Here is a 26219-nt window from a genome sequence, read left to right on the forward strand (position 1 = left end):
TAACGTTTTCGTTATGCTCGCAACCCTGGCACCGGACGCCTCGGCTGAAAAAAGCCCATTCAGGCGACTTGTGACCCAGGGCACGTTTTACACCACCGGGACACAGCTGAGCAATGGCGCCGTGGTGTTGCCATTCATTTGCGCACACCAAGGCATTACCTGGGCCGCCGGGCTGCTATTTCCGGTGTACGCAATGGGTTCGATCGTGGGAAATTCGATGTCGCCGGCGATTCTGCAGCGTGCGGGCCAGCTGCGACACCTGTTGTTGGCGGCGATGGCGGCGATCATGGCGTCGCTGGTGGCGTGGGATGCCGCAATCCCCTGGACCGGTCGTTGCGTCCCAGTGGTGTTTCTGCTGACGGCGGGGGTCGCGGGAGTGGTTGTCGGCGTCTCGACCGTCGCCTACACCGACATGATCTCTAGCAAGCTACCCGCGTCACGCCGGGGCGAACTGTTCCTCACTCAAGGTGCAGCCGGCTCAGCGCTGGCCACCGGCGTCACGCTGGTGATCGTGCCGATGCTCGCTCTCAGCGATCAGATGGCCCACTATCGCTATCTGCTGTGGATGGGTGCAGCGGCGCTGATCGTCTCCGGTGTCGCAGCGCTGTGCGTCGGTCCGATGCGGTCCGCTGCCACCACCACACGGCCGCCGTTACGGGACATTTATCGGCAGGGCTTCGCGGTCGCCCGGACCCAGCCGTGGTTTCGCCGGTACGCGGCGACTTATCTGTTGTTCGCTCCGATCTGCCTGGGAACCACCTTCTACAGCCTGCGGGCCGCCCAGAAGATCGGCAGTTTGCATGTTCTGGTGGTCCTTTCCAGCATCGGATTGGTCATCGGTTCGGTGATGTGGCGCAAGGTCTACCGCCGGTTTGGGGTGCGCGGCATGCTGGTGGGCAGTGCACTGCTCAGCGCGTCTGCCGCGCTGTTGTGCATCGTTGCCGAGTCATGCGGCCAGTGGTACCACATGTGGGCGTACGGAACCGTTTTCTTGCTGGCCACGGTGGCCGCTCAGCCGGTTGTCGCGGCATCGGTTTCGTGGATCAGCGTGTTCGCCGCCGAGCAACACCGGGCGACGCTGATCGGCTTCGGGTCGACGTTGGTCGCGATCATGTCGACAGTCATAGGAGCCGTCCTGGGTGTGATCGCCCAGAAGCACGCAACGGTGTGGCCGGTTGTCATTGTGCTGATGCTGTCCGTCGTCGCCGCCATTGCGGCTCTGGGCGCACCTGGGCCAGCCGCGGAGCCCGCGCGCAGTCGATCGCCGCGAGCGCAGCGCGGCAAATCAGGGGTGCTCGTGTTCGAAACCATCAACGGCCCCCGTCGCCTCCACCGCGGGCAGATCCGACGCGCGTGGGACAGTTGGCACCCAGAGCCGGTTCGGCCGGCGCCGGCCACCGCTGTCGCCGTCGCTTCCTAACCCAGCCGCGACATCCAGCCATGGGTATCGGCAAAGGTGCCGCGTTGGATCCCGGTGAGGGTGTCGCGCAACGCCATCGTCACTTCACCCGGTTGGCCGCCAGCGATGGTGAATTCACTGTCGCCATACTTCACCCGAGCGACTGGGGTGATCACGGCCGCGGTGCCGCACGCGAACACCTCGGTGATCTCACCGGAGGCGGCTTTCTTCTGCCACTCGGCGATATCGATCTTGCGCTCCTCGACCGCGAAGCCGGCGTCAATTGCCAACTGCAGCAACGAGTCCCGCGTAATGCCAGGCAGCAGTGAGCCAGACAGCTCGGGGGTGACCAGGCGCGCCGAGCCGCCACTGCCGAGCACGAAGAAGATGTTCATCCCGCCCATCTCTTCGACGTAGCGGCGTTCGACGGCATCCAGCCAGACCACTTGGTCGCAACCGTTTTCGGCGGCTTCGGCCTGCGCCAGCAGCGAGGCTGCGTAGTTGCCGCCGAACTTGGCCGCACCGGTACCACCCGGACTGGCCCGCACGTATTCCGTTGACACCCAGACGCTGACCGGACTGATGCCACCCTTGAAATACGCGCCCGCCGGCGAGGCGATCAACAGGTAGCGGTACTCCTTGGCCGGTCGCACCCCAAGTCCCGGCTCGGTCGCGAAGATGAACGGCCGCAGATAAAGCGCCTCTTCACCGCCGGCCCGCGGCACCCACCCCTTGTCGATCGCGATGAGCTGGCATAGGGATTCGATGAAAACAGCCTCGGGCAATTCGGGAATCGCCAGCCGTCGGGCCGACGACCGTAACCGGGCTGCGTTGGCCTCGGCGCGAAACGACACGATCGACCCGTCCGCCCAGCGGTAGGCCTTGAGCCCTTCGAACACTTCTTGTGCGTAATGCAGCACGATCGCCGACGGGTCCAGCTCGATCGGTCCATACGGGATGACCCGCGCATTGTGCCAACCCCGGCCTCCCACCTCCGGCGAGCTGTAATCGATCGACACCATGTGGTCGGTGTGGTATTTACCAAAACCAGGGTCGGCCAGGATCGCTGCCCGCTCGCCCTCGGTCGCCGGGTTTGCCGCGCGGGAAACGGTAAACTCAAGGGAGCCGCTGGTCATGGGGTCGATTGTATATCCGTGTGCGAACGTGTTTTTGCTACGCGAGCCGGTCGGCTAGCGCGTTTTCAGCTCCACGAACGGCGGACGCACCACTTCGCATTCCACCGCGCGGCCGCGGACGTCGACGGTGATTTGCTGGCCGTCCTGTACTTCCGCATCGGTGTCGATCAACGCCAGCGCGATGCCGGCCTGCAGGGTGGGCGAAAACGTCCCCGACGTGGTGACCCCGACCGCGCTGTCCCCTTGGCGCACCGTCAAGCCCGGCCGCAGCACCCCACGGCCGACCATGCGCAAACCCCGCAGCAGCCGCCGCGGCCCCGCCTCTTTCTCGGCCAACAGCGCGCCACGGCCAAAGAACGCATCCTTCTTCCAGCCGATTGCCCAGCCGCAGCGGGCCTGCAGCGGCGAGATGTCGAGCGAAAGTTCGTGTCCGTGCAGCGGATAGCCCATCTCGGTGCGAAGGGTGTCGCGGGCGCCCAGGCCGGCGGGCGCACCGCCCGCCTCGGACACCGCAGCCAGCAGCGCATCGAACACCACCCCCGCCGACTCCCAGGGCGGGAGCAGCTCGTAGCCGTGTTCGCCGGTGTACCCGGTTCGGCAGACGCGCACCGGCACGCCCGAGTAAGTGGCATCGGCGTAGCCCATGTAGTCCATGCCCGTTGGCAGCCCCAGGGCGTTGAGCACATCGGTGGACCGTGGCCCCTGCACCGCGAGCACCGCGTAGCAGCGATGCTCGTTGGTGATCGACAGGTCGGCCGGCGCGACCGCTTGCAGCGCGGCGACCACCGCGGCGGTGTTGGCGGCGTTGGGCACCAAGAAGATCTCGTCGTCATCGACGTAATAGGCGATCAGGTCATCGATGACGCCGCCGAATTCGGTGCAGCACAACGTGTATTGCGCCTTACCCGGACCGATGCGGCTGAGGTCGTTGGTGAGCGCGGAGTTGACGAACTGGGCCGCACCGGGTCCGCGGACCAACGCCTTGCCGAGGTGGCTGACGTCGAACAGGCCGACGGCATTTCGGGTGGCGTTGTGCTCACTGACGGTACCGCTGTACGACACCGGCATCAGCCAGCCGCCGAACTCGGCGAAACTAGCGCCCAGCTCGCGATGACGGTCTTCCAATGGCCCCTGTAGCAGATCTGACGCAACGCTCACGGCGTCCCACCCTAATCACTGGCTGCTGGCACACTTTGGTAGGTGTCCGATTCCTTGGATTTCGATGCGCTGGAAGCCGCGGGAATCACTAACCCGCGCGAGCGGGCCGATCTGATCAAGTACCTCGACGACCTTGGTTTCACGCTCGAGGAGATGGCCGAGGCCGAGAGCCGCGGGCGGCTGTTCGGGCTGGCTGGTGACGTCCTGCAATGGTCGGGACGCCCGGTTTACACCCTGCAAGCCGCGGCGGCGCAACTCGGCCTGTCGGCCGATGACGTTGCACATGCCTGGGCTCTGCTGGGCTTGACCGTCGCCGGCCCCGATGTCCCCGTGCTGAGCCAGGCCGATGTTGACGCCCTGCAGACCTGGGTCGCGGTCAAGTCGGTGGTCGGCGAGGACGGCGCGTTCGGCCTGCTGCGGGTTCTGGGCGCCGCCATGGCGCGGCTCGCGGAGGCCGAGTCGACGATAATCCGGGCCGGGACACCGGACATCCAGATGACCTACACCCACGATGAACTCGCCACTGCCCAGGCATACCGCTCGGTCGCCGAGTTCGTGCCGCGCATTGGGGCCCTGATCGACATCGTGCACCGGCATCATCTGACCAGCGCCCGAACCTACTTCGAGGGCGTCATTCAGGACACATCCGCGAGCGTGGTCTGCGGCATCGGTTTCGCGGATCTGTCGGGATTCACCGCGTTGACCCAGATGCTGACACCCGCCCAGCTGTCGGACTTGCTTACCGAATTCGGCGCCACCGTCGCGGACGTCGTGCACGCCGACGGCGGCCGCGTGGTGAAGTTCATCGGCGACGCCGTGATGTGGGTGAGTCCGGCGCCCGAGGGGTTGGTCAAGGCGGCGTTCGATCTCGTCGACCATCCCAGGGCGCGCGAAGCGGGCCTGCGGGTGCGTGCCGGCCTTGCATACGGCACGGTCTTGGCCATCAACGGCGACTACTTCGGCAACCCGGTCAACCTCGCCGCGCGCCTGGTAGGAGCCGCCGCCCCGGGGCAGATCCTGGCCGATGTGGCACTGCGCGACCAATTGCCGGACTGGCCCGCCTTCGCGTGTGACCCGTTGTTCCTCAAGGGTTTTGACGAACCAGTGGCCGCCTTTGAGCTGGGCGCACCGGACGCCGACGAGCTGGACCCGGCCCCCAGTGACTAGGGTGGTTGCCCGTGACCACCGAACCGGGTGACCAATCCCCCACAGTCCCCTCCGTCCAGGTCGCCACATCGCTGCCCAAACGTGGTGTGGCTTCTTCGGTATTGGTCGTGCCGGTCGTTTCGACCGGCGACGACGACCGCCCGGGCGCGGCCGTGGCGTCGGCCGAGCCCTTCTTGACCACCGATGTGGTGGCTGAGATCGAGTCCGGCCTGCGGGCACTCGACGCAACGGGCAGCACTGAACAGGTGCACCGGCTGGTCGTACCGTCGCTGCCGGTGGACAGCGTGGTGACGGTCGGCCTGGGCAAACCGCGGGACGAGTGGCCGGCCGACACGATCCGTCGCGCCGCCGGTGTGGCGGCGCGATCGATTGGCGGCGCCGAGGTGGTGCTCACCACGCTGGCTGAGGTGCCCGGTGAGGGCGAGTGCGCCGCCGTCGTCGAAGGGCTGATCCTGGGTGGCTACCGGTTCAGCACTTTTCGCAGCGCCAAGACCGCGCCGAAAGATCCTGGGCTGCGCAAGATCACCGTGCTGTCCACCGCGAAGAACGCCAAGAAACAAAGCGCGCACGGCGCGGCCGTCGCGACCGCCGTCGCCACCGCACGCGACTTGGTCAACACTCCGCCCAGTCACCTGTTTCCCGCCGAGTTCGCAAAGCGCGCAAAGGCTTTAGGTGCATCCGCCGGCCTTGAAGTGGAGGTGCTCGACGACAAGGCGCTGCGGAAGGCCGGATATGGCGGCGTCATCGGTGTCGGCCAAGGCTCGTCGCGGCCGCCGCAGCTGGTCCGGTTGATCCACCGGGGATCGCGGTTGGCCAAGAACCCGAAAAAGGCGAAAAAGGTAGCCCTGGTCGGTAAAGGCATCACCTTCGATACCGGCGGCATCTCGATCAAGCCAGCCGCCTCGATGCACCACATGACCTCGGATATGGGCGGCGCGGCCGCGGTCATCGCGACCGTAGTGCTGGCCGCGCGACTAGAGCTGCCCATTGACGTGATCGCCACCGTGCCGATGGCCGAGAACATGCCCTCGGCGACGGCGCAGCGGCCCGGCGACGTGCTGACGCAGTACGGCGGAACCACCGTCGAGGTGCTCAACACCGACGCCGAGGGTCGGCTCATCTTGGCCGACGCCATCGTTCGGGCATGCGAGGACGATCCTGACTACCTGATCGAAACTTCGACACTGACCGGAGCGCAGACGGTTGCATTGGGCGCCCGCATACCCGGCGTGATGGGCAGCGACGAGTTCCGGGGCCGGGTCGCGACGATCTCGCAGCGGGTGGGTGAGAACGGTTGGCCGATGCCGCTGCCCGATGAACTCAAGGACGACCTGAAATCCACGGTGGCCGACCTGGCCAACGTGAGTGGGCAGCGCTTCGCCGGCATGCTGGTGGCCGGGGTGTTCCTGCGGGAATTTGTTGCCGATTCGGTGGATTGGGTGCATATCGATGTGGCCGGGCCGGCGTACAACACCGGCAGCGCGTGGGGCTACACACCCAAGGGGGCCACCGGCGTGCCGACCCGCACCATGTTTGCCGTGCTTGAGGACATCGTCGAGAACGGCTGAGCCGGGCACTCGCCGAGCGTCACGCTGAGCTGATGCTGGCCTGCCAGCGTCACGCCAGCGCAGCGATCGCGGCCGGGTTTAACCCCTACATGCAGCGGCTAACCATGCCACTGTGACTATGCGACGGGTAATCATTGCGGTCGGCGCGGTGCTGCTGCTAGCCGGTGTGATCGGGCTGTTGGCGCCGGTGTCGGTGCAACACGATAACGGCGGGACCGTGTCCTGCGGAAACGGGATAGCCACCGATCTTTCCGCAGCCCGGAGCGCCAACGACAGGAGCGGGCCGGACATCCCCATCCTCAAGGACATCATTCCGCACACCGACTACGTGGCTCAATGCCAGTCGTCAGTGTCCAGCCGACGAATGTGGACGGTGCCGCTGGTAGCAATCGGAGTCGTCGGGATAGCCAGCGCACTGCTCGTGCGGCGAACTGAAGGCGCGACGACGAGCGCTTGACGTTCAGATCACGCGCAGGCGCGCGGTGCTGCGCAATGCCTGCGGCAGTACCCGGGAAATGCCGTACAACGCGTAGGCCTCGGGGGCAACCGGCCGAATCGGTTTGTTCTTCTTAACGGCAGACACAATCGCGTCGGCAACCTTGTCCGGACCGTAGTGGCGCAGCCTGAACATCCGGTCGATCTGGCCTTGGCGCCCTTCGACCGTGTCGTCCTTTCCGGCGGGCACGTCGAAGCGCGTGGTTTGGACGATGTTGGTGTTGATGACGCCGGGGCAGATCGTGGTCAGACGAACGTCCGCGGCGTCGAGCTCGGCGCGCAAACAGTCGGAGAACATGTAGGTCGCCGCCTTAGAGGTGCAGTACGCGCTCAGCGATTGCAGCGGCGCATAAGCCGCCATCGACGACACGTTGACAATGTGCCCGCCGGTTCCGCGCTCGACCAGCCGGCGACCGAATGCCCGGCAGCCGTTGACCACGCCACCAAGGTTGACATCCAACACCCGGTCGAACTGCTCGGCCGGAGTGTCCAGGAAGCCGCCCGCCTGGCCGATGCCGGCATTGTTGATCACGATGTCGGGAACGCCGTGTTCGGCACTGACCTCCTCGGCGAACGCCTCAACCGCGTCGCCGTCGGACACGTCCAGCACATACGCGTGGGCGACGCCGCCGCGGGCGGCGATCTCAGCGGCCGTCTCCTTGACCGTGGCTTCGTCGATATCGCTGACGACTACCTCGGCGCCCTCCCGCGCGAAGGCCAGCGCAGTCTCCCGGCCAATGCCGCTGCCTGCGCCGGTGACCGACACCAGCATGTCGCCGAAATATTCACGGGGGCGGCCCACCTGTGCACGCTGCAGGGCACGGCTTGGCGGCTTGCCTTCGGCAACGTCGGCGAAGTCATGCATCGCGGCCGCCATCACCTGCGGGTGCGACATCGGTGAAAAGTGCCCGGCCTTGATATCGCGCCGCCACAGTCGAGGCACCCAGCGCGCCGTCTCGTCGTACCCGTAGGGCCGCACATAGGGGTCTTTGGTGTTGACGATCAGCTGCACCGGCACATCGACGATGGACGCACGACGGTTCCCGGAGAAGGACCGAAAGTAGTTGGCGGGGTAGGTCTTCACCGAGTGCGCGGCATCGCTGGCCAGGTTGTCGGAGTGGTGGATCTGGTCGCTGGGAATGTTGTCGACGATGTTGCGCCGTACGGCAGCGCTGGACAGCGCCACGCGCAGCAGCAGTGGTGTCAGCACCGGTATCGAGAACAGCACCATGTAGCTCAACCGCAGCGCCTGGCTGAGCGCCCGGAGGAAGGTTCGTGGTCGCCACGGTCGGCGCAGGCCGCCGAACACATAATTGACCAGCTGATCTTGACTTGGACCCGACACCGAGGTGAACGAGGCGACCCGGTCACTGGCTGCTGGACGGCTCAGGTACTCCCACACGCCCGCCGAGCCCCAGTCATGGGCCAGCACATGTACCTTCCTGCCTGGGCTGAGTTCGCCGATGACTGCGGCAAAGTCGTCGGCGAAACGGGCCATGGTGTAGGCCGCGACCGGTTTGGGCGCCGACGACCGGCCGACTCCGCGGTTGTCGTAGCGGATGATGCGAAACCGCTCGGCCAGCAGCGGAACGACACCGTCCCACAGCACATGCGAGTCCGGGAAGCCATGCACCATGACCACCGTCGGGCCTTCCGGATTGCCTTCCTCGTATACCGCGATACGCACGCCGTCCGCGCTGTCCACGAACTGTTGGGGTGCTCGCTGTGTTGCCGGCATCAAACCTCCGCCACGCGACTTGCGTTTTGCCTTCCAGTTGCCACACGGTAGCAAGGAGGTCGGACAGTCGGTTGGCCCTGGCTGGGTGCCGACAAAGGCGCGGTGACAGGATAGTTTCGACGTTGGGTTCCGCACCTGGTTCGCGACGGTGTGGTAAGCCAGAGATCGATTTTGTGCCGACCGACGACCGATCCAGGAGTCAATAGAGATGGCCTTCTCAGTCCAGATGCCGGCACTTGGTGAGAGCGTGACCGAGGGAACGGTCACCCGGTGGCTCAAACAGGAAGGCGATGCGGTCGAACTCGACGAGCCCCTCGTCGAGGTTTCGACCGACAAGGTCGACACCGAAATCCCGTCGCCGGCCGCCGGTGTGCTGACCAAGATCATCGCCCAGGAGGACGACACGGTCGAGGTCGGCGGTGAGCTCGCGCTGATCGGCGACTCCCCCGACGGCGCAGAAGCCGCCGCGCCGCCCCAACGGGAACCTGAAGCCGCGCCGGCGCCGCCTGCTCAAGCGGAACCAGAGGCCCAGCCCGAGCCTGAGCCCGAACCAGAGCCGGCGCCGGCTCGAGCGGCTTCCGCGGAACGTGGCGACACGACACCGGTGCTGATGCCTGAGCTCGGTGAGTCGGTGACCGAGGGCACGGTGACCCGCTGGCTGAAGAAGGTCGGGGATTCGGTTCAGGTTGACGAGCCGCTGGTGGAGGTGTCCACCGACAAGGTCGACACCGAGATTCCGTCCCCGGTGGCAGGTGTGCTGGTCAGCATCACCGCCGACGAGGACGACGTGGTTCAGGTGGGGGGCGAGCTGGCACGGGTCGGCGCCGGCGCCGATACCGGTGCCGCGCCGCCCCCGACCCCCAAGCCGGAACCAAAGCCCGCGCCAGCACCCGAGGCGAAGCCCGAGCCAAAACCCGAACCCGTGGCCCAGGCCGCACCCCAACCCACACCCGAGCCTGCGCCGAAGGCCGAACCGGCGCCACCTCAGCCCGCCGCCGCATCCGAAGGCACCCCGTACGTGACCCCGCTGGTGCGAAAGCTCGCGAGCGAAAACAACGTCGATCTCGCCGAAGTTCAGGGCACCGGAGTGGGCGGTCGCATCCGCAAGCAAGACGTGCTCGCCGCTGCCGAACGGAAGAAAACGGCCGCCAGGCCGGCGCCGGCTGCCCAGGCGCCCGTCGCTGCGCCGGCGGCAACGGCCACGCCCACGCCGGCGCCCGCGCTGGCCCACCTACGGGGGACCACGCAGAAGGCCAGCCGGATCCGCCAGATCACCGCCAACAAGACCCGCGAATCCCTGCTTGCAACGGCGCAACTCACCCAGACGCACGAAGTCGACATGACCAAGATCGTGGCCCTGCGCGCCAAGGCCAAGACCGCGTTCGCCGAACGCGAAGGCGTGAACCTGACGTTCCTGCCGTTCATCGCCAGGGCGGTGATCGACGCCCTCAAGATTCACCCCAACATCAACGCCAGCTACAACGAGGACACCAAGGAGATCACGTACTACGACGCCGAACACCTCGGGTTCGCCGTCGACACCGAGCAGGGCCTGCTCTCCCCCGTGATCCACAACGCCGGTGACCTATCACTGGCCGGCTTGGCCCGCGCGATCGCCGACATCGCCGCCCGCGCCCGATCAGGCAACTTGAAACCCGACGAGCTGTCCGGTGGCACCTTCACCATCACCAACATCGGCAGCCAGGGCGCCTTGTTCGATACGCCGATCCTGGTTCCGCCTCAGGCCGCCATGTTGGGCACCGGGGCCATCGTCAAGCGGCCCCGGGTCATCGTCGATAGCAGCGGCAACGAGTCGATCGGGGTCCGCTCGGTCTGCTATCTGCCGCTGACCTACGACCATCGACTTGTCGATGGCGCTGACGCCGGACGTTTCCTCACCACCATCAAGCATCGGCTCGAAGAGGGGGCGTTCGAGGCCGATCTGGGGCTGTGAACGTGGCCCAAGCCCCCCAATCCCGCAAAGCCACTGTCGCGATAGCAGGTTCGTCAGGCTTGATCGGCTCCGCCCTCACCGCGGCTCTGCGCGCTGCCGACCACCCGGTACTTCGCATCGTGCGCCGGACGCCGGCGAATTCCGAAGAACTGCACTGGAATCCCGAGAGCGGCGAGTTCGATCCCGACGTGCTCACCGGTGTCGACGTCGTGGTCAACCTGTGTGGCGTCAACATCGGTGGGCGCCGGTGGTCGGGCGCATTCAAACAATGCCTGCGAGACAGCCGGATCGCGCCCACCGAAGTGTTGTCCGCCGCCGTCGCCGACGCCGGCGTCCGCACTCTGATCAATGCCAGCGCGGTCGGCTACTACGGAAACACCAGGGACCGCATCGTCGACGAAAACAACTCAGCGGGAAAGGGTTTCCTGGCCCAGCTATGTGTGGACTGGGAGGCCGCCACGCTGCCCGCCCAATACGCCGGTGCCCGCGTCGTGCTGGCCCGCACCGGCCTCGTGCTGGCCTCTGCGGGAGGTGCGCTGCGCCGGATGCGGCCGCTGTTCTCGGTGGGCCTCGGAGCCCGGCTGGGCAGCGGCCGTCAATACATGTCGTGGATCAGCCTTGAGGACGAGGTTCGGGCGCTGCTGTTCACCATCTCGCATTCGACCCTGTCCGGCCCGGTGAACCTGACCGGGCCTGCGCCCGTTACCAACGCCGAATTCACCACCGCGTTCGGCCGCGCCGTCAATCGCCCAACCCCGTTGGCGCTGCCCGGTTTCGCGGTACGCGCCGCGCTCGGCGAGTTCGCCGACGAGGGGCTGCTCACCGGTCAGCGCGTCATCCCGGCCGCGTTGGAACGAGCCGGTTTCCAATTCCACCACAACACAATTGGCGAGGCCCTCAGCTACGCCACCGCACGACGCCACCAGGATTAGGCGCAACGCGCGTCACGCCAGCGTGGCCACGGCCGCCCAGCGTCGCACCAGCCGATAGCCCCAGGCCGGGAAAGCGGCGGGTAGCCTCGTCACCGTGACGGATTCCATCCGGTCGAGTCCGGCCGCGATCGACGTTCGACAGCTGCCGACGATCGATTACCGCACCGCCTGGCAGCTACAGCGCGACCTGGCCGAAGCCAGGGTCGCCGGCGGTGCCGACACCTTGCTGCTGCTGGAACACCCTTCCGTCTACACCGCCGGACGGCGCACCGAACCCCACGAACGACCGATTGACGGCACCCCGGTTGTCGACACCGACCGCGGCGGCAAGATCACCTGGCACGGGCCGGGTCAACTGGTCGGCTATCCGATCATCGGGCTGGCCGAACCTCTCGACGTGGTGAACTACGTTCGGCGCCTTGAGGAATCACTAATCAAGGTGTGCAGTGATCTAGGCCTGAACGCGGTCCGGGTCGACGGACGTTCCGGGGTGTGGCTCCCCGGACGGCCGGCGCGGAAGGTCGCCGCCATCGGTGTCCGGGTATCGCGCGCGACGACGCTGCACGGGTTTGCGCTCAACTGCGATTGCGATTTGGACGCGTTCGCCGCGATCGTGCCGTGCGGCATCACCGACGCCGGGGTCACGTCGTTGTCCGCCGCGCTCGGACGCAGGGTCGCCGTCCAGGAGGTCCGTGCGGCCGTCGCCGACGCCGTCTGCGACGCGCTGGACGGTGTGCTGCCGGTGAGTCAGCATGACGCCGCCCGCGTAGCATCGGCGATGTGACTGTCGCACCGGAAGGCCGCAAGCTCTTGCGTCTGGAGGTGCGCAACGCGCAGACGCCGATCGAGCGCAAGCCGCCGTGGATCAAGACGCGGCTTCGGATGGGACCGGAGTACACCGAGCTGAAAAACCTGGTCCGGCGTGAGGGTCTGCACACGGTCTGCGAAGAGGCCGGCTGCCCCAACATCTTCGAATGTTGGGAGGACCGGGAAGCCACCTTCCTCATCGGTGGTGACCAATGCACCCGCCGTTGCGACTTCTGCCAGATCGACACCGGCAAGCCCGCCGCGCTGGACCGCGACGAGCCGCGACGGGTCGCCGAAAGCGTCCGCACGATGGGACTGCGCTATGCCACCGTCACCGGCGTGGCTCGCGACGACCTGGCCGACGGCGGCGCATGGCTGTATGCGGAGACGGTCCGTGCCATCAAGGAGCTCAATCCGCAGACCGGCGTCGAACTGCTGATCCCCGACTTCAACGGCGAGCCCGGCCGGCTTGCCGAGGTCTTCGAAGCCCGCCCGGCAGTATTGGCGCACAACGTCGAAACCGTGCCTCGCGTCTTCAAACGGATCCGGCCCGCCTTTACCTACCAGCGCAGCCTGGGCGTAATCACCGCGGCACGCGAGGCCGGGCTGGTCACCAAGAGCAACCTCATCCTCGGCCTGGGCGAATCCACTGACGAGGTCCGCACCGCTCTGGCCGATCTACACACCGCGGGCTGCGACATCGTCACGATCACCCAATACCTGCGACCCTCGACGCGCCACCACCCGGTTGAGCGTTGGGTGCGGCCCGAGGAGTTCGTTGAGCACGCGCAATACGCCGAAACCCTGGGCTTCGCAGGAGTGTTGGCCGGGCCGTTGGTGCGATCGTCGTACCGGGCGCGACGGCTTTACGAGCAGGCCCGTACCCGTACGTATTCTTGAAGACTATGGCGAAACCCCGAAATGCCGCCGAGAACAAGGCTGCCAAACAACAGGCAAAGGCCGCCCGCAAGGCCGCCGCTCGACAGCGCCGCAGTCAGTTGTGGCAGGCTTTTACGATCCAGCGCAAGGAGGACAAGCGCCTGCTGCCGTACATGATTGGTGCGTTTGTGCTGATCGTGGGCGTGTCCGTGGCGGTGGGTGTCTGGGCCGGCGGGTTCACCATGATCACGATGGTCCCGTTGGGCGTGCTGTTGGGGGCGCTGGTGGCGTTCATCATCTTTGGCCGGCGAGCCCAACGATCGGTCTACCGCAAAGCCGAAGGTCAAACCGGCGCGGCGGCCTGGGCGCTAGAGAACCTGCGCGGCAAGTGGCGGGTGAGCCCGGGGGTGGCCGCCACCGGCAATTTCGACGCGGTACATCGGGTGATCGGGCGGCCCGGCGTCATTCTTGTCGCAGAGGGATCGGCGGCGCGAGTCAAACCGTTGCTGGCCCAGGAGAAGAAGCGCACCGCGCGACTGGTGGGCGACGTGCCGATTTACGACATCATCGTCGGCAACGGCGACGGCGAGGTGCCGCTGGCCAAGCTGGAACGCCATCTCACCCGACTTCCGGCCAATATCAGCGCCAAGCAAATGGACGCGCTGGAGTCGCGGCTCGCCGCGCTGGGTTCGCGAGCCGGTGCCGGGGTCATGCCGAAGGGCCCGATGCCCCCCACCGCCAAGATGCGCGGCGTCCAGCGCACCGTGCGCCGCAAGTAACCGCGCAATTAACTTCTAACTTCGCGACCGCGAGCGTAACCCCACTGCGATTTTCGGCTCGAATTTTCGCCGTGGCGTTACGCTCGCGGCGCCGAGAGTAGAAACTAACGGCGCACCACCGCAGTGCCGGTCAGCCGGTCCTGCAGCCCGCGCCCATCCGAATCGGTGAACAACGGTGGGACCACCAGCCCGATCAACAGCCCCCGGATCGCCAATCGCCCGATCCCCACGGGCAGCCGACCATCCACCGACGCCACCGCAAGACCCAGCGCCAGCTGGCCTGGGGTGAAGCCGAACAGGCGCACCGACACGACGCCCAGCAGCAGCCAGATGACCAACACCACCGTCGCCAACATCGCCTGGGAGACGACGCCTAGCTCCAAAGTCAGCAGGGCCAAGCCGTAGGCGATCAGCCAGTCGATCAGCAGCGCCATAAATCGGCGCCCCATCGGCGCCAGTGAACCGGGTCCGGTCCGCGGTAAGCCCAACGCTTCACCGGGGTATCCGGCAGCCGATTCAGGCGTCATCGACTGGCTCCGATTGCCCACAAACCGTGACTCTGGGACAGCCCGCGTAACCTCGACAACGGACCAGATACGATCTTGCGGGCCATGGCTTCACAATAGGGTTAGGCGTCAGCCCAGGTTCTAGCGTGGGCGCCGTGGTCACGTAACTTCTGCGCAACACGGGGTTGACTGACGGGCAATAACGGCTCCATAGCGTCGGCCGCGAATTACCAAGTAAAGGAGCATTCTGTGACGGAATTGACGCCCGACGACGTCTTCAAACTCGCCAAGGACGAGAACGTCGAGTTCGTCGACGTCCGGTTCTGTGACCTGCCCGGCATCATGCAGCACTTCACGATCCCGGCTTCGGCGTTCGACAAGACCGTATTCGATGAGGGTCTGGCCTTCGACGGCTCGTCGATTCGCGGATTCCAGTCGATCCACGAGTCCGACATGCTGCTGCTGCCCGATCCGAGCACCGCGCGCATCGACCCGTTCCGCGAGGCCAAGACGCTGAACCTCAACTTCTTCGTGCATGACCCGTTCACCCTGGAGCCGTACTCGCGCGACCCGCGCAATATCGCGCGCAAGGCCGAGAACTACCTGATCAGCACCGGCATCGCCGACACCGCATACTTCGGTGCCGAGGCCGAGTTCTACATCTTCGACTCGGTGAGTTTCGACTCGCGCGCCAACGGCTCGTTCTACGAGGTAGACGCCATCTCCGGATGGTGGAACACCGGCACACCGACCGAGGCCGACGGCAGCCCCAACCGCGGCTACAAGGTCCGCCACAAGGGCGGATACTTCCCGGTGGCCCCCAACGACCAGTACGTCGACCTGCGCGACAAGATGCTGACCAACCTGATCAACGCCGGCTTCACCCTGGAGAAGGGCCACCACGAGGTGGGCACCGGCGGCCAGGCCGAGATCAACTACAAGTTCAACACGCTGCTGCACGCCGCTGACGACATGCAGCTCTACAAATACATCATCAAGAACACCGCGTGGCACAACGGCAAGACCGTCACGTTCATGCCCAAGCCGCTGTTCGGCGACAACGGCTCCGGCATGCACACCCACCAATCGCTGTGGAAGGACGGCAGCCCGCTGATGTACGACGAGACGGGCTATGCCGGTCTGTCGGACACCGCCCGTCACTATATCGGCGGCCTGCTGCACCACGCGCCGTCGCTGCTGGCCTTCACCAACCCGACGGTGAACTCGTACAAGCGGCTCGTTCCGGGTTACGAGGCCCCGATCAACCTGGTGTACAGCCAGCGCAACCGCTCGGCGTGCGTGCGTATCCCGATCACCGGCAGCAACCCCAAGGCCAAGCGACTGGAGTTCCGCTGCCCGGACTCGTCGGGCAACCCGTATCTGGCGTTCTCCGCCATGCTGATGGCGGGCCTGGACGGGATCAAGAACAAGATCGAGCCGCAGGCGCCGGTCGACAAGGACCTCTACGAGCTGCCACCGGAGGAGGCCGCGAACATCCCACAGGCCCCCACCCAGCTGGCCGCGGTCATCGACCGTCTGGAGGCCGACCACGAATACCTCACCGAGGGAGGCGTGTTCACACCCGACCTGATCGAGACGTGGATCAGCTTCAAGCGCGAGCAGGAGATCGACCCGGTCAACATCCGGCCGCACCCGTACGAGTTCGCGTTGTACTTCGACGTTTAAGCCGGGTCACCGACCGCGAGCAGACGCAAAGGCCCCCATTTCGGTACCGAAATGGGGGCCTTTGCGTCTGCTCGCCATTAGTCCAGCGCGAGGTCCTTGCGGAAGCGCCGCATACCCTCGATCTTCTCGGCCAAGCCGGCATCCGGCCCCGCGTAGAACATCCACGGCATGGTGATGATCCCGGTGATGCCAGCGTCCGCGGCGCGCTGATAATCGGCGCTGGTGAAGGCGTCGGTCAGCGGCGTCAAAATGGCGAAATCGTCTAGAGACAGCCCATTTTCGAGCCGCAACTCGCGCAATCGACCCACCGCAGCGATGGCGCGATCGGTCTTGATCAGGTCCCCGATCCAGCCATCGTGGCGGGCGGCACGGCGCAGCGCGATATCACTGAGTCCGCCGACATAGATCGGTATTGGCGGCGGGGTTGGTTGCATCTCCAGCCGCTGTGTCTGGTAGAACTCGCCATCGAATTCCGTCCAGCCCGGTTCCCACAACGCCCGCATCAACTCGAGCATTTCGTCGGTCCGCTTACCGCGGCCCGCGAACTGCTCACCCATCAAAGCGAACTCCTCGCAGCACCAGCCGACTCCGATACCCAGCTCAACTCGGCCGGATGCCAAAAGCGCCGCTGTACCAATGGCTTTGGCGGCCGAATAGGGATTGCGCATCGCGGGAATGTATACCGTGGTGACGAACCGCAGCCGTGTCGTGACCTGGGCGAGCGCCCCCACGAGAACCCAGGGATCGGGCCAGTCGGTGAACGGCTGCCACCGTCGTTGCCCGTCTTTGGTGTATGGATACGGAGTGGCCAGGGTCTCCAGGTTGACGACGTGGTCCGGGATTCCGATGCCGTCATAGCCGAGTTCATCGGCGGCCTTGGCGATCTCGATAATCTCCGCGGTATTCAAGAAAGCGCTGCTGATGTAGAACTTCATTCGACATCCCGAGCCCACGCCGGCTTGATGAAAACACCCTCGGCTTCGACGGTCACCCCCGCGGCGTCCGAAATGAAGCCCCGCGCAAAGGCTTTGACACCCTCGCTGCGTTCGACAAAGGCTTCGGCGCGAAGCGGGCCCAGTGCAGTGCCGCGGAGATACTTCACGGTGATGGTTCCCGTGAACAACGGCTTGGTCAGTCCACCACTCGCCGCCTCGCCGAGCATGTGGTCAAGCACCAGCGCGCAAACACCGCCGTGCACCAGGCTCGGCGGGCCCTCGTAGGCCGCACCCAGGACAAACTCACTCCAGCACCGCCCGTCGTCGTCGTGATGGACGACCAGTGGCGGGGCTATCGGATTGCACGCACCGGTCGCGGCATTACCCAACGGCAGCGGGCGGCCGTCAACGCGGTAGGTCACGCCGACGGGCCGGACGCGTTGATTGCGCAACGACTCGGTCACCGCCTCGATCGTGGTCCGCGCCTGCTGGATGACGCCGTCGTCGGCCTGGGTCCGTATGGTGGCCTCGATGAGGTCCCGAACGGCGTCGGTCAACGGGGCATACACCGCCGTCACCCGCGCAAGCTCAGCCTCGCTGAGGGCCTCAAACGTGGCGTCCAACCCACCAGCCTCCTCATTAACTCCCGAATACTTTGCGCACGACCGCTTTTGCGCGTCGTGTCACGCGCAGGTAGTTATCCAGGAATTCCCCGCCCTCGTCGTTTCGCCAGCCCGCGGCGACCGCGACCGCATTGAGCTGCCGTCCGGGTCCGGGCAGCTGATCGGTGGGCTTACCGCGGACCAGCACCAGCGCGTTGCGGGCCCGGGTGGCGGTCAGCCAGGCCTGACGCAGTAGCTCCACCTCTTCCGCGGCAACCAGCCCGGCCGCCGCGATGGCGTCGAGGGATTCCAGCGTCGACGTATTGTGCAGGGCTGGGACCTCATGCGCGTGGCGCAGCTGCATCAGCTGCACAGTCCATTCGATATCGGCCAGTCCCCCGCGGCCCAGCTTGGTGTGCGTGTTGGGGTCCGCGCCGCGCGGCAACCGCTCGGACTCGATGCGCGCCTTGATGCGGCGAATCTCCCGCACCGCCTCGGCCGACACGCCGTCGGGCGGATAGCGCGTCTTGTCGGCCATCAGTAAAAACCGCTGACCCAGCTCCGCGTCGCCGGCGACCGCGTGCGCGCGCAGCAGCGCCTGGATTTCCCACGGCTGCGCCCACTGCTGGTAGTAAGCGGCGTAGGAACCCAGCGTCCGGACCAGCGGACCATTGCGGCCTTCGGGCCGCAAATTGGCGTCCACCTCTAAAGGCGGGTCGACGCTCGGCGTCCCCAGTTGCGTCCTAACCTGCTCGGCGATCGACGTCGCCCACTTCACCGCCTGCGAATCATCGACGCCGGTTGCCGGATCGCAGACGAACATCACGTCGGCATCCGAGCCGTAGCCCAGCTCGGCACCGCCCAGCCGGCCCATGCCGATGACCGCGATGGCCGCGGGTGCGTGGCCGTCTTCGGGAAGGTTGGCCCGGATTGTTGCGTCGAGCGCGGCCTGCAGCACCGCCACCCACACCGACGTGAGCGCGCGGCACACGTCGGTGACCTCGAGCAGGCCGAGCAGGTCTGCCGAACCGATCCGGGCCAGCTCGCGACGGCGCAGCGTGCGCGCGGCGGCTATCGCGCGTGCCGGCTCGGGGTGGCGGCCCGCCGAGGCGATCAGCGCGCGAGCCACCGCAGCGGGCTCGGTTTCGAGCAACTTCGGTCCGGACGGCCCGTCCCCGTAGTGCTGGATGACCTCTGGTGCCCGCATCAACAGATCCGGCACATACGCGGAAGTCCCCAGCACATGCATCAGCCGCTTGGCCACAGCGGGCTTGTCGCGCAACGTGGACAGGTACCAACTGTGGGTTGCCAGTGCATCGCTGAGACGGCGATAGGCCAGCAGCGCACCGTCGGGATCGGGCGTGTACGACATCCAATCCAGCAGCCGGGGCAGCAGCACCGACTGCACCCGTCCGCGCCGGCCGCTCTGATTGACCAAGGCCGACATGTGCTTCAACGCGGTCTGCGGCCCCTCGTAGCCCAGCGCAGCCAGCTGACGCTCCGCGGCCTCCGACGTCATACCGGGGGCGATCTGCAGCCCGGCTGGGCCGATCGATTCCAGCAGTGGTTGGTAGAAGAGCTTGGCGTGCAGCCGGGATACCCGCACGCTTTGGTGCTTGAGCTCCTCCCGCAGCACCCCGGCGGCGTCGTGCCGGCCGTCGGGCCGGATATGAGCCGCGCGCGCAAGCCAGCGCACCGCCTCTTCGTCGTCGGCCTCGGGCAGCAAATGGGTGCGTTTGAGCCGTTGCAGCTGCAGTCGGTGTTCGAGCAGTCGGAGGAACTCATACGAGGCGGTCAGGTTCGCGGCGTCTTCGCGCCCGATGTAGCCGCCTTCGCTCAACGCCGCCAGAGCGGCAACGGTGGACGCCACGTGCAGCGAGTCGTCGCTGCGGCCGTGCACCAGCTGCAGCAGCTGCACGGCAAACTCCACGTCGCGCAATCCGCCGCTACCGAGCTTGAGTTCGCGGCCGCGGACGTCGGCGGGTACCAGCTGCTCGACGCGGCGCCGCATCGCCTGCACCTCAACCACAAAGTCCTCACGCTCGCATGCGGTCCAAACCATCGGCATCAAGGCTTTTATGTAGCGCTCGCCAAGTTCCATGTCGCCGGCCGCGGGGCGGGCTTTCAGCAATGCCTGGAACTCCCAGGTCTTGGCCCAGCGCTGGTAGTAGGCGACGTGCGATTCGAGCGTGCGAACCAATTCTCCGCTGCGGCCCTCCGGGCGCAACCCGGCGTCCACCTGAAAGAACGCCGTCGACGCCACCCGCATCATCTCGCTGGCGACGCGGCTGTTGAGCGGATCGACGCGCTCAGCAACGAAGATGACATCGACGTCACTGACGTAATTCAGTTCCCGCGCACCGCATTTGCCCATCGCGATGACCGCCAGACGCGGTGGCGTGCGGTCGCCGCACACGGTCGCCTCGGCCACCCGCAGCGCGGCCGCCAGCGCGGCGTCCGCGATGTCGGCCAACTGGGCACCGACCACGGTGAACGGCAACACCGGCTCATCTTCGACCGTCGCCGCCACATCAAGTGCGGCCAGCAGCAACAGGTGGTCGCGGTAACGGACGCGCAATCGGTGCACCACGGCGCCGGGAGCCCCCGGTCCATCCGCGGACTCCTCGATGCACTCGCTGAACGACTCCTCCAGCTCGTGGCGAGAAGGCAGTTTGACCTTGCCCCGCAGCAGCTTCCACGACTGTGGATGGGCGACCAGGTGCTCGCCCAGGGCCAGCGATGAACCCAGCACGGCGAACAACCGCCCGCGCAGGCTGCGCTCGGCGAGTAACGCCGCGTTCAGCTCGTCCCATCCGGTGGCTGGGTTCTCGGCGAGTCGGACTATGGTCGCGAGCGCCGCGTCGGCGTCCGCGGCGCGCGACAACGACCACAGCAGATCGACGCACGCCTGGTCGTCCTCGTTATCCCAACCCAGCTGCGCCAACCGAGCGCCGGCCCGCGGATCGATCAATCCGAGCCGGCCGACGCTGGGCAACTTGGGTCGCTGCGTCGCGGGTTTGGTCACGATTCGCGCCGACGTCGATGCAGAACGAAGCGATGCGGAGAAGTGGCGCCCACGACCATGACGGTAGCGCAAGGCACCGCCGCCCCGATGCGGGCAAGGCCGGTCTAGAGCGACAGGTAAGTGCTCAGCTCGTAGGGCGTGACATGGCTGCGATAGTTCGCCCACTCTGTTCGCTTGTTGCGCAAGAAGAAATCAAAAACATGCTCCCCCAAGGCCTCCGCGACGAGCTCGGAGGCCTCCATGGCGCGTAGCGCACTGTCCAGACTGGACGGAAGTTCGCGGTATCCCATGGTGCGACGTTCTTCGGGCGTGAGATCCCACACGTTGTCCTCGGCTTGCGGGCCCAGCACGTATCCCTTCTCCACCCCGCGCAGTCCAGCGGCCAGCAGCACGGCGAACGTCAGGTAGGGGTTGCACGCCGAGTCTGGGCTGCGCACCTCGATCCGTCGCGACGAGGTCTTGTGCGGCGTGTACATCGGCACCCGCACCAGCGCGGACCGGTTGGCGGCCCCCCAGGACGCGGCGGTGGGTGCCTCCCCGCCCTGCACGAGTCGCTTGTAGGAGTTGACCCATTGGTTGGTGACCGCGCTGATCTCAGAGGCGTGCTCGAGGATCCCGGCGATGAAGGACTTGCCGACCTCTGATAGCTGCAGCGGATCGTTGTCGCTGTGGAAGGCGTTGACCTCGCCTTCGAACAGGCTCATGTGGGTGTGCATCGCCGAACCCGGGTGCTGCCCGAACGGCTTGGGCATGAACGATGCCCGCGCGCCCTCTTCGAGCGCGACCTCCTTGATGACATAACGGAAGGTCATCACGTTGTCGGCCATCGACAGCGCGTCGGCGAAGCGCAAGTCAATCTCCTGCTGGCCCGGCGCGCCCTCGTGGTGGCTGAATTCCACCGAGATGCCCATGAACTCCAGGGCTTCGATCGCGTGGCGGCGAAAATTCGACGCGGAGTCGTGCACCGCCTGGTCGAAGTAGCCGGCGCTGTCGACCGGTACGGGTACCGACCCATCGTCGGGGCCGGACTTGAGCAGGAAGAATTCGATTTCGGGATGTACGTAGCAGGAGAAACCAAGTTCGTTGGCCTTCGTAAGCTGACGCCGCAACACATGTCGCGGGTCTGCCCACGACGGCGAGCCGTCCGGCATGGTGATGTCGCAGAACATCCGCGCCGAGTGGTGATGACCGGAGGTGGTGGCCCAGGGCAGCACCTGGAAGGTCGACGGATCGGGGTGCGCCACGGTGTCGGATTCCGAGACTCGGGCGAAACCCTCGATCGAAGATCCGTCGAAGCCGATTCCCTCCTCGAATGCGCCTTCGAGCTCTGCTGGGGCGATTGCGACCGACTTGAGGAAACCGAGCACGTCTGTGAACCAGAGCCGGACGAATCGGATGTCCCGTTCCTCCAGGGTGCGGAGGACGAATTCCTTCTGTCGATCCATAACCCGAACACTATGCAAGTTCTGTTAATTCCGTGTTACCGGTGCCCGGTCAAAAGCGTTGCACGCTGGCCCGACGGCATTTGCGCGCCGCTTTTCAGCACCGCAAGTTCGCCGGCGGCAAGGTCAGGCCGTCGAGGTATCGCACCACCGCGGTATCCACACACTCGTTGCCGTCGAACACCGCGGTGTGCTGGGTGCCGTCGAAGGTGATCAGCGGGGCACCTAGCTGGCGGGCCAGGTCGACCCCGGCTTGGTAGGGGGTGGCCGGGTCGTGGGTGGTGGAGACCACGATGACCTTGGCCGGTGGAGCCGGTGCTGCCGGGTGCGGTGTTGACGTTGCCGGCACCGGCCACAGCGCGCACAGATCGCGCGGGGCCGAACCGGTGAATTGCCCGTAGGACAGGAACGGAGCGACCTCGCGGATCTTGCGGTCGGCGGCGATCCACGGCGCCGGATCCGTCGGCGTCGGCGCGTCCACGCAACGGATCGCGTTGAACGCGTCTTGGTCGTTGTTGTAGCGCCCCTGGCGGTCCCGGCCTTGGTAGTCATCGGCGAGCAGCAGCAGGTCGCCGGCATCGGTGCCGCGCTGTAACCCAAGAAGCCCACTCGTCAAGTACTTCCAATGGCTCGGCGTATACAGCGCGTTGATGGTGCCCGTGGTCGCGTCGGCGTAGCTCAGGCCACGCGGATCTGACGTCTTACCCGGCCTGGCGACCAGCGGATCAACCAAGGCGTGGTAGCGGTTGACCCACTGGGCCGGATCGGTACCCAACGGGCAGGCCGTCGAACGGGCGCAGTCCGCGGCGTAATCGTTGAAAACGGTTTGGAATCCTGCCATTTGGTTGATGGTTTCGTCGATGGGGCCGATGGTCGGGTCAATGGCGCCATCGAGCACCATCGTCCGGACATGGGAGCTGAACCGCTCGATGTAGGCGGTACCCAACTCGGTCCCGTAGCTATATCCGAGGTAGTTGATCTGCTCGTCGCCCAGCGCTTGGCGGACCATATCCATATCGCGTGCGGCCGATGCCGTGCCGACGTTCGCCAGGAATTCCTGGCCGATCCGGTCACCACAGTGCTGAGCCAACTCGCGATAGATCTGCTCGATGTGGGCGACACCGGCCGGACTGTAATCGACCATCGGGTCGCGCCGGTAGGCGTCGAACTCGGCGTCGGTGCGGCACCGCAACGCAGGGGTCGAATGACCGACTCCTCTTGGGTCAAAGCCCACCAGGTCGAAGTGGCGGGTGATATCGGTGTCCTTGAGCTCTGGCGCCATCCCGGCGACCATCTCGACCGCGGACGCCCCGGGTCCGCCCGGATTGACAAGCAGCGATCCGATACGTTGACCGGCGGCAGGGATGCGGATCACCGCCAACTTGGCCTGTGCCCCACCGGGTTTGTCGTAATCGACCGGCACCGACACCGTTGTACATTGCGCGCTGGGAAGGCCGTTGGCGTCCGCGATGAACTCGCGACAGGACCCCCAACTCTGTTGCGGCGCGGCTGCCGGTGCAACGGTGCTCTGGGTCTGACCGGCATCGGCCTCCGGGGTCGCACTGGCCAACGGCGGCGCAGCCGTCGCGTGCCCGCAAAGCGCCAGCCCAAACGACAGCAGCGCCGAGCTCAGTGGTCTCAGGCGGCACATGGCCGTTGATCTTGTCACCCATGAATACCCGTGGCGGCGCGAAACGATCACGCCTTGATCTCGTATCTGGCTCTTAGCTGTGGCCATCCGTCAGTCTGGGGGTGACCTGCCTCACGCCAACGTTTTATCGCACACGAGAAGCCTCCTTTCACACGAACACAGCGGCCATCTTCCGTAAGACACCGGGAATAGGGATTTGAATGAATACATATGAAAATTGGCCACAAAGGAATCATCCTGAAAATGTGCGCACCTACTTTAAAGACGAAATAGATATTGATGCTCCTAAAAGTGTCGTTTGGTCATGGCTCTCACGTCCTGCACTTTATCCTTATTGGTATAAGAAGTGGCCTAAAGTACATTTTCATGAGAATAAAGATGCTCAGTTAAGACTAGGAGATATCTTTGTAGCCTATGTGAAGGGCATTAAAAGTCCCACCGAAGTGATCGATATCGAGGACGAAGACACGATAGCATGGACCGGCAAGAGGTTTGGCGTTCGCGGAGTGCACAGTTGGAGGTTGGTAGGAAATGACGATACAACTCTAGTTGTCACCGAAGAAACGCTTCGAGGTGCGCTTCCTAGCACCTTTCCTCGGCTATTCATTAATGCTGGCCATCAGATGCATCAGCATTGGTTAAAGCAGTTGAAAACGGTTTCCGAGATTACGGCGTACAATTCATCTTTGTCAATTGAAGATATTCATCGTATGTCTTATCCTTCGAAATGAACGCCTGAAATGAGTCAATTAAGTTTCCCAGATCGTCTCGGTTGGCCGCCCGACCGATGGAGCTAACACTTTGCGCCGCTGGGCGGGGTGCTACCGCCGATCAAGTACGCCGTCACGTAGTCGTCGATGCAGCTGTCCCCCTGAAATACCACCGTGTGCTGCGTTCCGTTGAAGGTCAGCAACGAGCCGTTCAGTTGGTTTGCCAGTTCGACCCCGGCCTGATACGGCGTCGCCGGATCGTGGGTCGTGGACACCACCACGGTCGACACCAGACCGGGCACGGAGACGGAATGCGGCTTGCTCGTCGGCGGCACCGGCCAGAACGCACAAGTGCCCAGCGGCGCGTCGCCGGTGAACTTGCCGTAGCTCATGAACGGTGCAATCTCGCGTGACCGGCGGTCTTCGTCAATAATCTTGGCTCGGTCTGTAATCGGCGGCTGATCAACACAATTGATCGCAACCCGCGCGTCGGTGGAATTGTTGTAATGCCCGTGCGAGTCACGACGCATGTACATATCGGCCAGGGCGAGCATGGTGTCTCCGCGGTGGTCAACCAGCTCCGAGAGGGCGTCGGTCAGGTGGTGCCACAGATTCGGGGAGTACAGCGCCATGATGGTGCCGACGATGGCATCGCTATAGCTCAGGCCGCGCGGGTCGTTAGTTTTCGCCGGCCTGCTGACCGACAGGTTGTTCGGGTCGACCAGCGGGTCGACCAGGCTGTGATAAACCTCGACAGCCTTGGCGGGGTCGGTGCCCAGCGGACAGTTCGAGTCCTGGGCGCAGTCGGCGGCATAGTCGTTGAACGCGTCCTGGAATCCCTTGGCCTGACGTAGATCTGCCTCGATGGGATCGGCGTTGGGGTCGACGGCGCCGTCGAGGATCATCGCCCGCACCCGCTGCGGAAAGGCCTCGGCGTAGGCCGAGCCGATCCGGGTGCCGTACGAGTAGCCGAGGTAGGTCAGCTTGTCGTCGCCCAGCGCGGCGCGGATGGCATCCAGATCCCTGGCAACATTGACCGTCCCGACGTGCGCCAGGAAATTCTTGCCCATCTTGTCGACGCAACGACGAACGAATTGTTTGGTCTCGTCCTCAATGCGCGCCACGCCCGCCCGGCTGTAGTCAACCTGCGGCTCGGCCCGTAGCCGGTCGTTGTCCGCATCGGAGTTGCACCAGATCGCTGGTCGCGAAGACGCCACACCACGTGGGTCGAACCCGACCAGGTCGAAGCGTTCATGGACACGTTTCGGCAGCGTCTGGAAAACACCAAGCGCGGCCTCGATGCCGGATTCACCGGGGCCACCGGGATTGATGACCAGCGAACCAATCTTGTCTCCGGTCGCAGGAAAGCGAATCAACGCCAGCGACGCCACCTCACCGTCGGGATGGTCGTAGTCGACGGGCACGGCGAGCTTGCCGCAAAGCGCACCACCGGGAATCTTCACCCCCGGGTTTGACGAACGACACGGTGTCCATTCGATCGGCTGGCCCAGCTTCGGCTCAGCCATGCGAGCACGCCCGCCGACCACGCGGATGCATCCGGCGAGCACCAGCACCACGGACGCGATCGCGGCCCAGACCAACAGCATGCGCGCGATCTTGTCGCGGCGGGACAGACTCATGGCACCCTAT

The 26219-nt window shown here is 65.4% G+C and carries 20 protein-coding genes and 1 pseudogene; 11 read left to right on the plus strand and 10 right to left on the minus strand.

Annotation, left to right across the window (positions count from 1 at the left end):
• Positions 1-13 precede the first annotated feature (13 nt).
• A pseudogene (locus AADZ78_RS16640) lies at positions 14-1232 on the plus strand (MFS transporter); the annotation flags it as partial.
• Between the two features lie 184 nt (positions 1233-1416).
• On the opposite strand, the gene AADZ78_RS16645 reads toward AADZ78_RS16640, so the two are convergent.
• Together AADZ78_RS16645 and gcvT are read right to left on the minus strand one after the other, a co-directional pair.
• Positions 1417-2535, minus strand: a complete 1119-nt coding sequence (locus tag AADZ78_RS16645; protein WP_085253490.1) for a branched-chain amino acid aminotransferase — start codon at positions 2533-2535, stop codon at positions 1417-1419.
• Positions 2536-2589: 54 nt separating this feature from the next.
• Complete coding sequence (gcvT, locus tag AADZ78_RS16650) at positions 2590-3693, minus strand: glycine cleavage system aminomethyltransferase GcvT (RefSeq protein ID WP_085253489.1); 1104 nt, start codon at positions 3691-3693, stop codon at positions 2590-2592.
• A gap of 42 nt (positions 3694-3735) precedes the next feature.
• On the opposite strand from gcvT, the gene AADZ78_RS16655 reads away from it, so the two are divergent.
• The 3 genes from AADZ78_RS16655 to AADZ78_RS16665 all read left to right on the plus strand — a co-directional run bounded on the left by AADZ78_RS16655 (position 3736) and on the right by AADZ78_RS16665 (position 6885).
• The gene (locus tag AADZ78_RS16655) at positions 3736-4860 is read left to right on the plus strand and encodes an adenylate/guanylate cyclase domain-containing protein (RefSeq protein ID WP_085253488.1); all 1125 of its coding nucleotides are present in this window, start codon (positions 3736-3738) and stop codon (positions 4858-4860) included.
• Between the two features lie 11 nt (positions 4861-4871).
• Complete coding sequence (locus tag AADZ78_RS16660) at positions 4872-6428, plus strand: leucyl aminopeptidase (RefSeq protein WP_085253487.1); 1557 nt, start codon at positions 4872-4874, stop codon at positions 6426-6428.
• A 112-nt stretch (positions 6429-6540) separates the two neighbouring features.
• Positions 6541-6885, plus strand: a complete 345-nt coding sequence (locus AADZ78_RS16665; protein WP_085253486.1) for an aminopeptidase — start codon at positions 6541-6543, stop codon at positions 6883-6885.
• A gap of 3 nt (positions 6886-6888) precedes the next feature.
• Here the strand turns inward: AADZ78_RS16665 and AADZ78_RS16670 are convergent, their stop codons facing one another.
• Complete coding sequence (locus tag AADZ78_RS16670) at positions 6889-8661, minus strand: SDR family oxidoreductase (protein ID WP_085253485.1); 1773 nt, start codon at positions 8659-8661, stop codon at positions 6889-6891.
• Between the two features lie 208 nt (positions 8662-8869).
• On the opposite strand from AADZ78_RS16670, the gene sucB reads away from it, so the two are divergent.
• From sucB to AADZ78_RS16695, 5 genes are all read left to right on the plus strand, one after another.
• On the plus strand, positions 8870-10615 hold the full coding sequence (sucB, locus tag AADZ78_RS16675) for a 2-oxoglutarate dehydrogenase, E2 component, dihydrolipoamide succinyltransferase (RefSeq protein ID WP_085253484.1): 1746 nt from the start codon (positions 8870-8872) through the stop codon (positions 10613-10615).
• A 2-nt stretch (positions 10616-10617) separates the two neighbouring features.
• A complete protein-coding gene (locus AADZ78_RS16680) occupies positions 10618-11547 on the plus strand; it encodes a TIGR01777 family oxidoreductase (protein ID WP_085253503.1) in 930 nt (309 codons plus the stop codon).
• Positions 11548-11641: 94 nt separating this feature from the next.
• Positions 11642-12331: a lipoyl(octanoyl) transferase LipB gene (lipB, locus tag AADZ78_RS16685; RefSeq protein ID WP_085253483.1), complete on the plus strand. Its 690-nt coding sequence runs from the start codon at positions 11642-11644 to the stop codon at positions 12329-12331.
• Positions 12328-13254, plus strand: a complete 927-nt coding sequence (lipA, locus tag AADZ78_RS16690; protein ID WP_085253482.1) for a lipoyl synthase — start codon at positions 12328-12330, stop codon at positions 13252-13254. The genes lipB and lipA overlap by 4 nt, the downstream gene beginning before the upstream one ends.
• A 5-nt stretch (positions 13255-13259) precedes the next feature.
• Positions 13260-14012: a DUF4191 domain-containing protein gene (locus AADZ78_RS16695; protein WP_085253481.1), complete on the plus strand. Its 753-nt coding sequence runs from the start codon at positions 13260-13262 to the stop codon at positions 14010-14012.
• Between the two features lie 104 nt (positions 14013-14116).
• Here the strand turns inward: AADZ78_RS16695 and AADZ78_RS16700 are convergent, their stop codons facing one another.
• Positions 14117-14539, minus strand: a complete 423-nt coding sequence (locus AADZ78_RS16700; protein ID WP_085253502.1) for an RDD family protein — start codon at positions 14537-14539, stop codon at positions 14117-14119.
• A 228-nt stretch (positions 14540-14767) separates the two neighbouring features.
• On the opposite strand from AADZ78_RS16700, the gene glnA (AADZ78_RS16705) reads away from it, so the two are divergent.
• A complete protein-coding gene (gene glnA / locus AADZ78_RS16705; RefSeq protein WP_085253480.1) occupies positions 14768-16204 on the plus strand; it encodes a type I glutamate--ammonia ligase in 1437 nt (478 codons plus the stop codon).
• 77 nt (positions 16205-16281) lie between these two features.
• Here glnA (AADZ78_RS16705) and AADZ78_RS16710 read toward each other — a convergent pair whose 3' ends face one another.
• The 5 genes from AADZ78_RS16710 to AADZ78_RS16730 all read right to left on the minus strand — a co-directional run bounded on the left by AADZ78_RS16710 (position 16282) and on the right by AADZ78_RS16730 (position 23859).
• Positions 16282-17139, minus strand: a complete 858-nt coding sequence (locus AADZ78_RS16710) for a TIGR03619 family F420-dependent LLM class oxidoreductase (protein ID WP_085253479.1) — start codon at positions 17137-17139, stop codon at positions 16282-16284.
• A complete protein-coding gene (locus AADZ78_RS16715) occupies positions 17136-17762 on the minus strand; it encodes a PaaI family thioesterase (protein ID WP_085253478.1) in 627 nt (208 codons plus the stop codon). The genes AADZ78_RS16710 and AADZ78_RS16715 overlap by 4 nt, the downstream gene beginning before the upstream one ends.
• 16 nt (positions 17763-17778) lie before the next feature.
• Positions 17779-20769 (minus strand): bifunctional [glutamine synthetase] adenylyltransferase/[glutamine synthetase]-adenylyl-L-tyrosine phosphorylase, encoded by a 2991-nt coding sequence (locus tag AADZ78_RS16720; protein WP_085253501.1) that lies wholly within the window; start codon positions 20767-20769, stop codon positions 17779-17781.
• Positions 20770-20870: 101 nt separating this feature from the next.
• Positions 20871-22211, minus strand: a complete 1341-nt coding sequence (gene glnA / locus AADZ78_RS16725; RefSeq protein WP_085253477.1) for a type I glutamate--ammonia ligase — start codon at positions 22209-22211, stop codon at positions 20871-20873.
• Positions 22212-22305: 94 nt separating this feature from the next.
• Positions 22306-23859 (minus strand): alpha/beta hydrolase, encoded by a 1554-nt coding sequence (locus AADZ78_RS16730; RefSeq protein WP_085253476.1) that lies wholly within the window; start codon positions 23857-23859, stop codon positions 22306-22308.
• 200 nt (positions 23860-24059) lie between these two features.
• On the opposite strand from AADZ78_RS16730, the gene AADZ78_RS16735 reads away from it, so the two are divergent.
• On the plus strand, positions 24060-24590 hold the full coding sequence (locus AADZ78_RS16735) for an SRPBCC family protein (RefSeq protein WP_139829102.1): 531 nt from the start codon (positions 24060-24062) through the stop codon (positions 24588-24590).
• Between the two features lie 62 nt (positions 24591-24652).
• Here the strand turns inward: AADZ78_RS16735 and AADZ78_RS16740 are convergent, their stop codons facing one another.
• Complete coding sequence (locus AADZ78_RS16740; protein WP_085253475.1) at positions 24653-26209, minus strand: alpha/beta hydrolase; 1557 nt, start codon at positions 26207-26209, stop codon at positions 24653-24655.
• Positions 26210-26219 lie beyond the last annotated feature (10 nt).

Source organism: Mycobacterium riyadhense (genome assembly GCF_963853645.1).
Taxonomy (GTDB): domain Bacteria; phylum Actinomycetota; class Actinomycetes; order Mycobacteriales; family Mycobacteriaceae; genus Mycobacterium; species Mycobacterium riyadhense.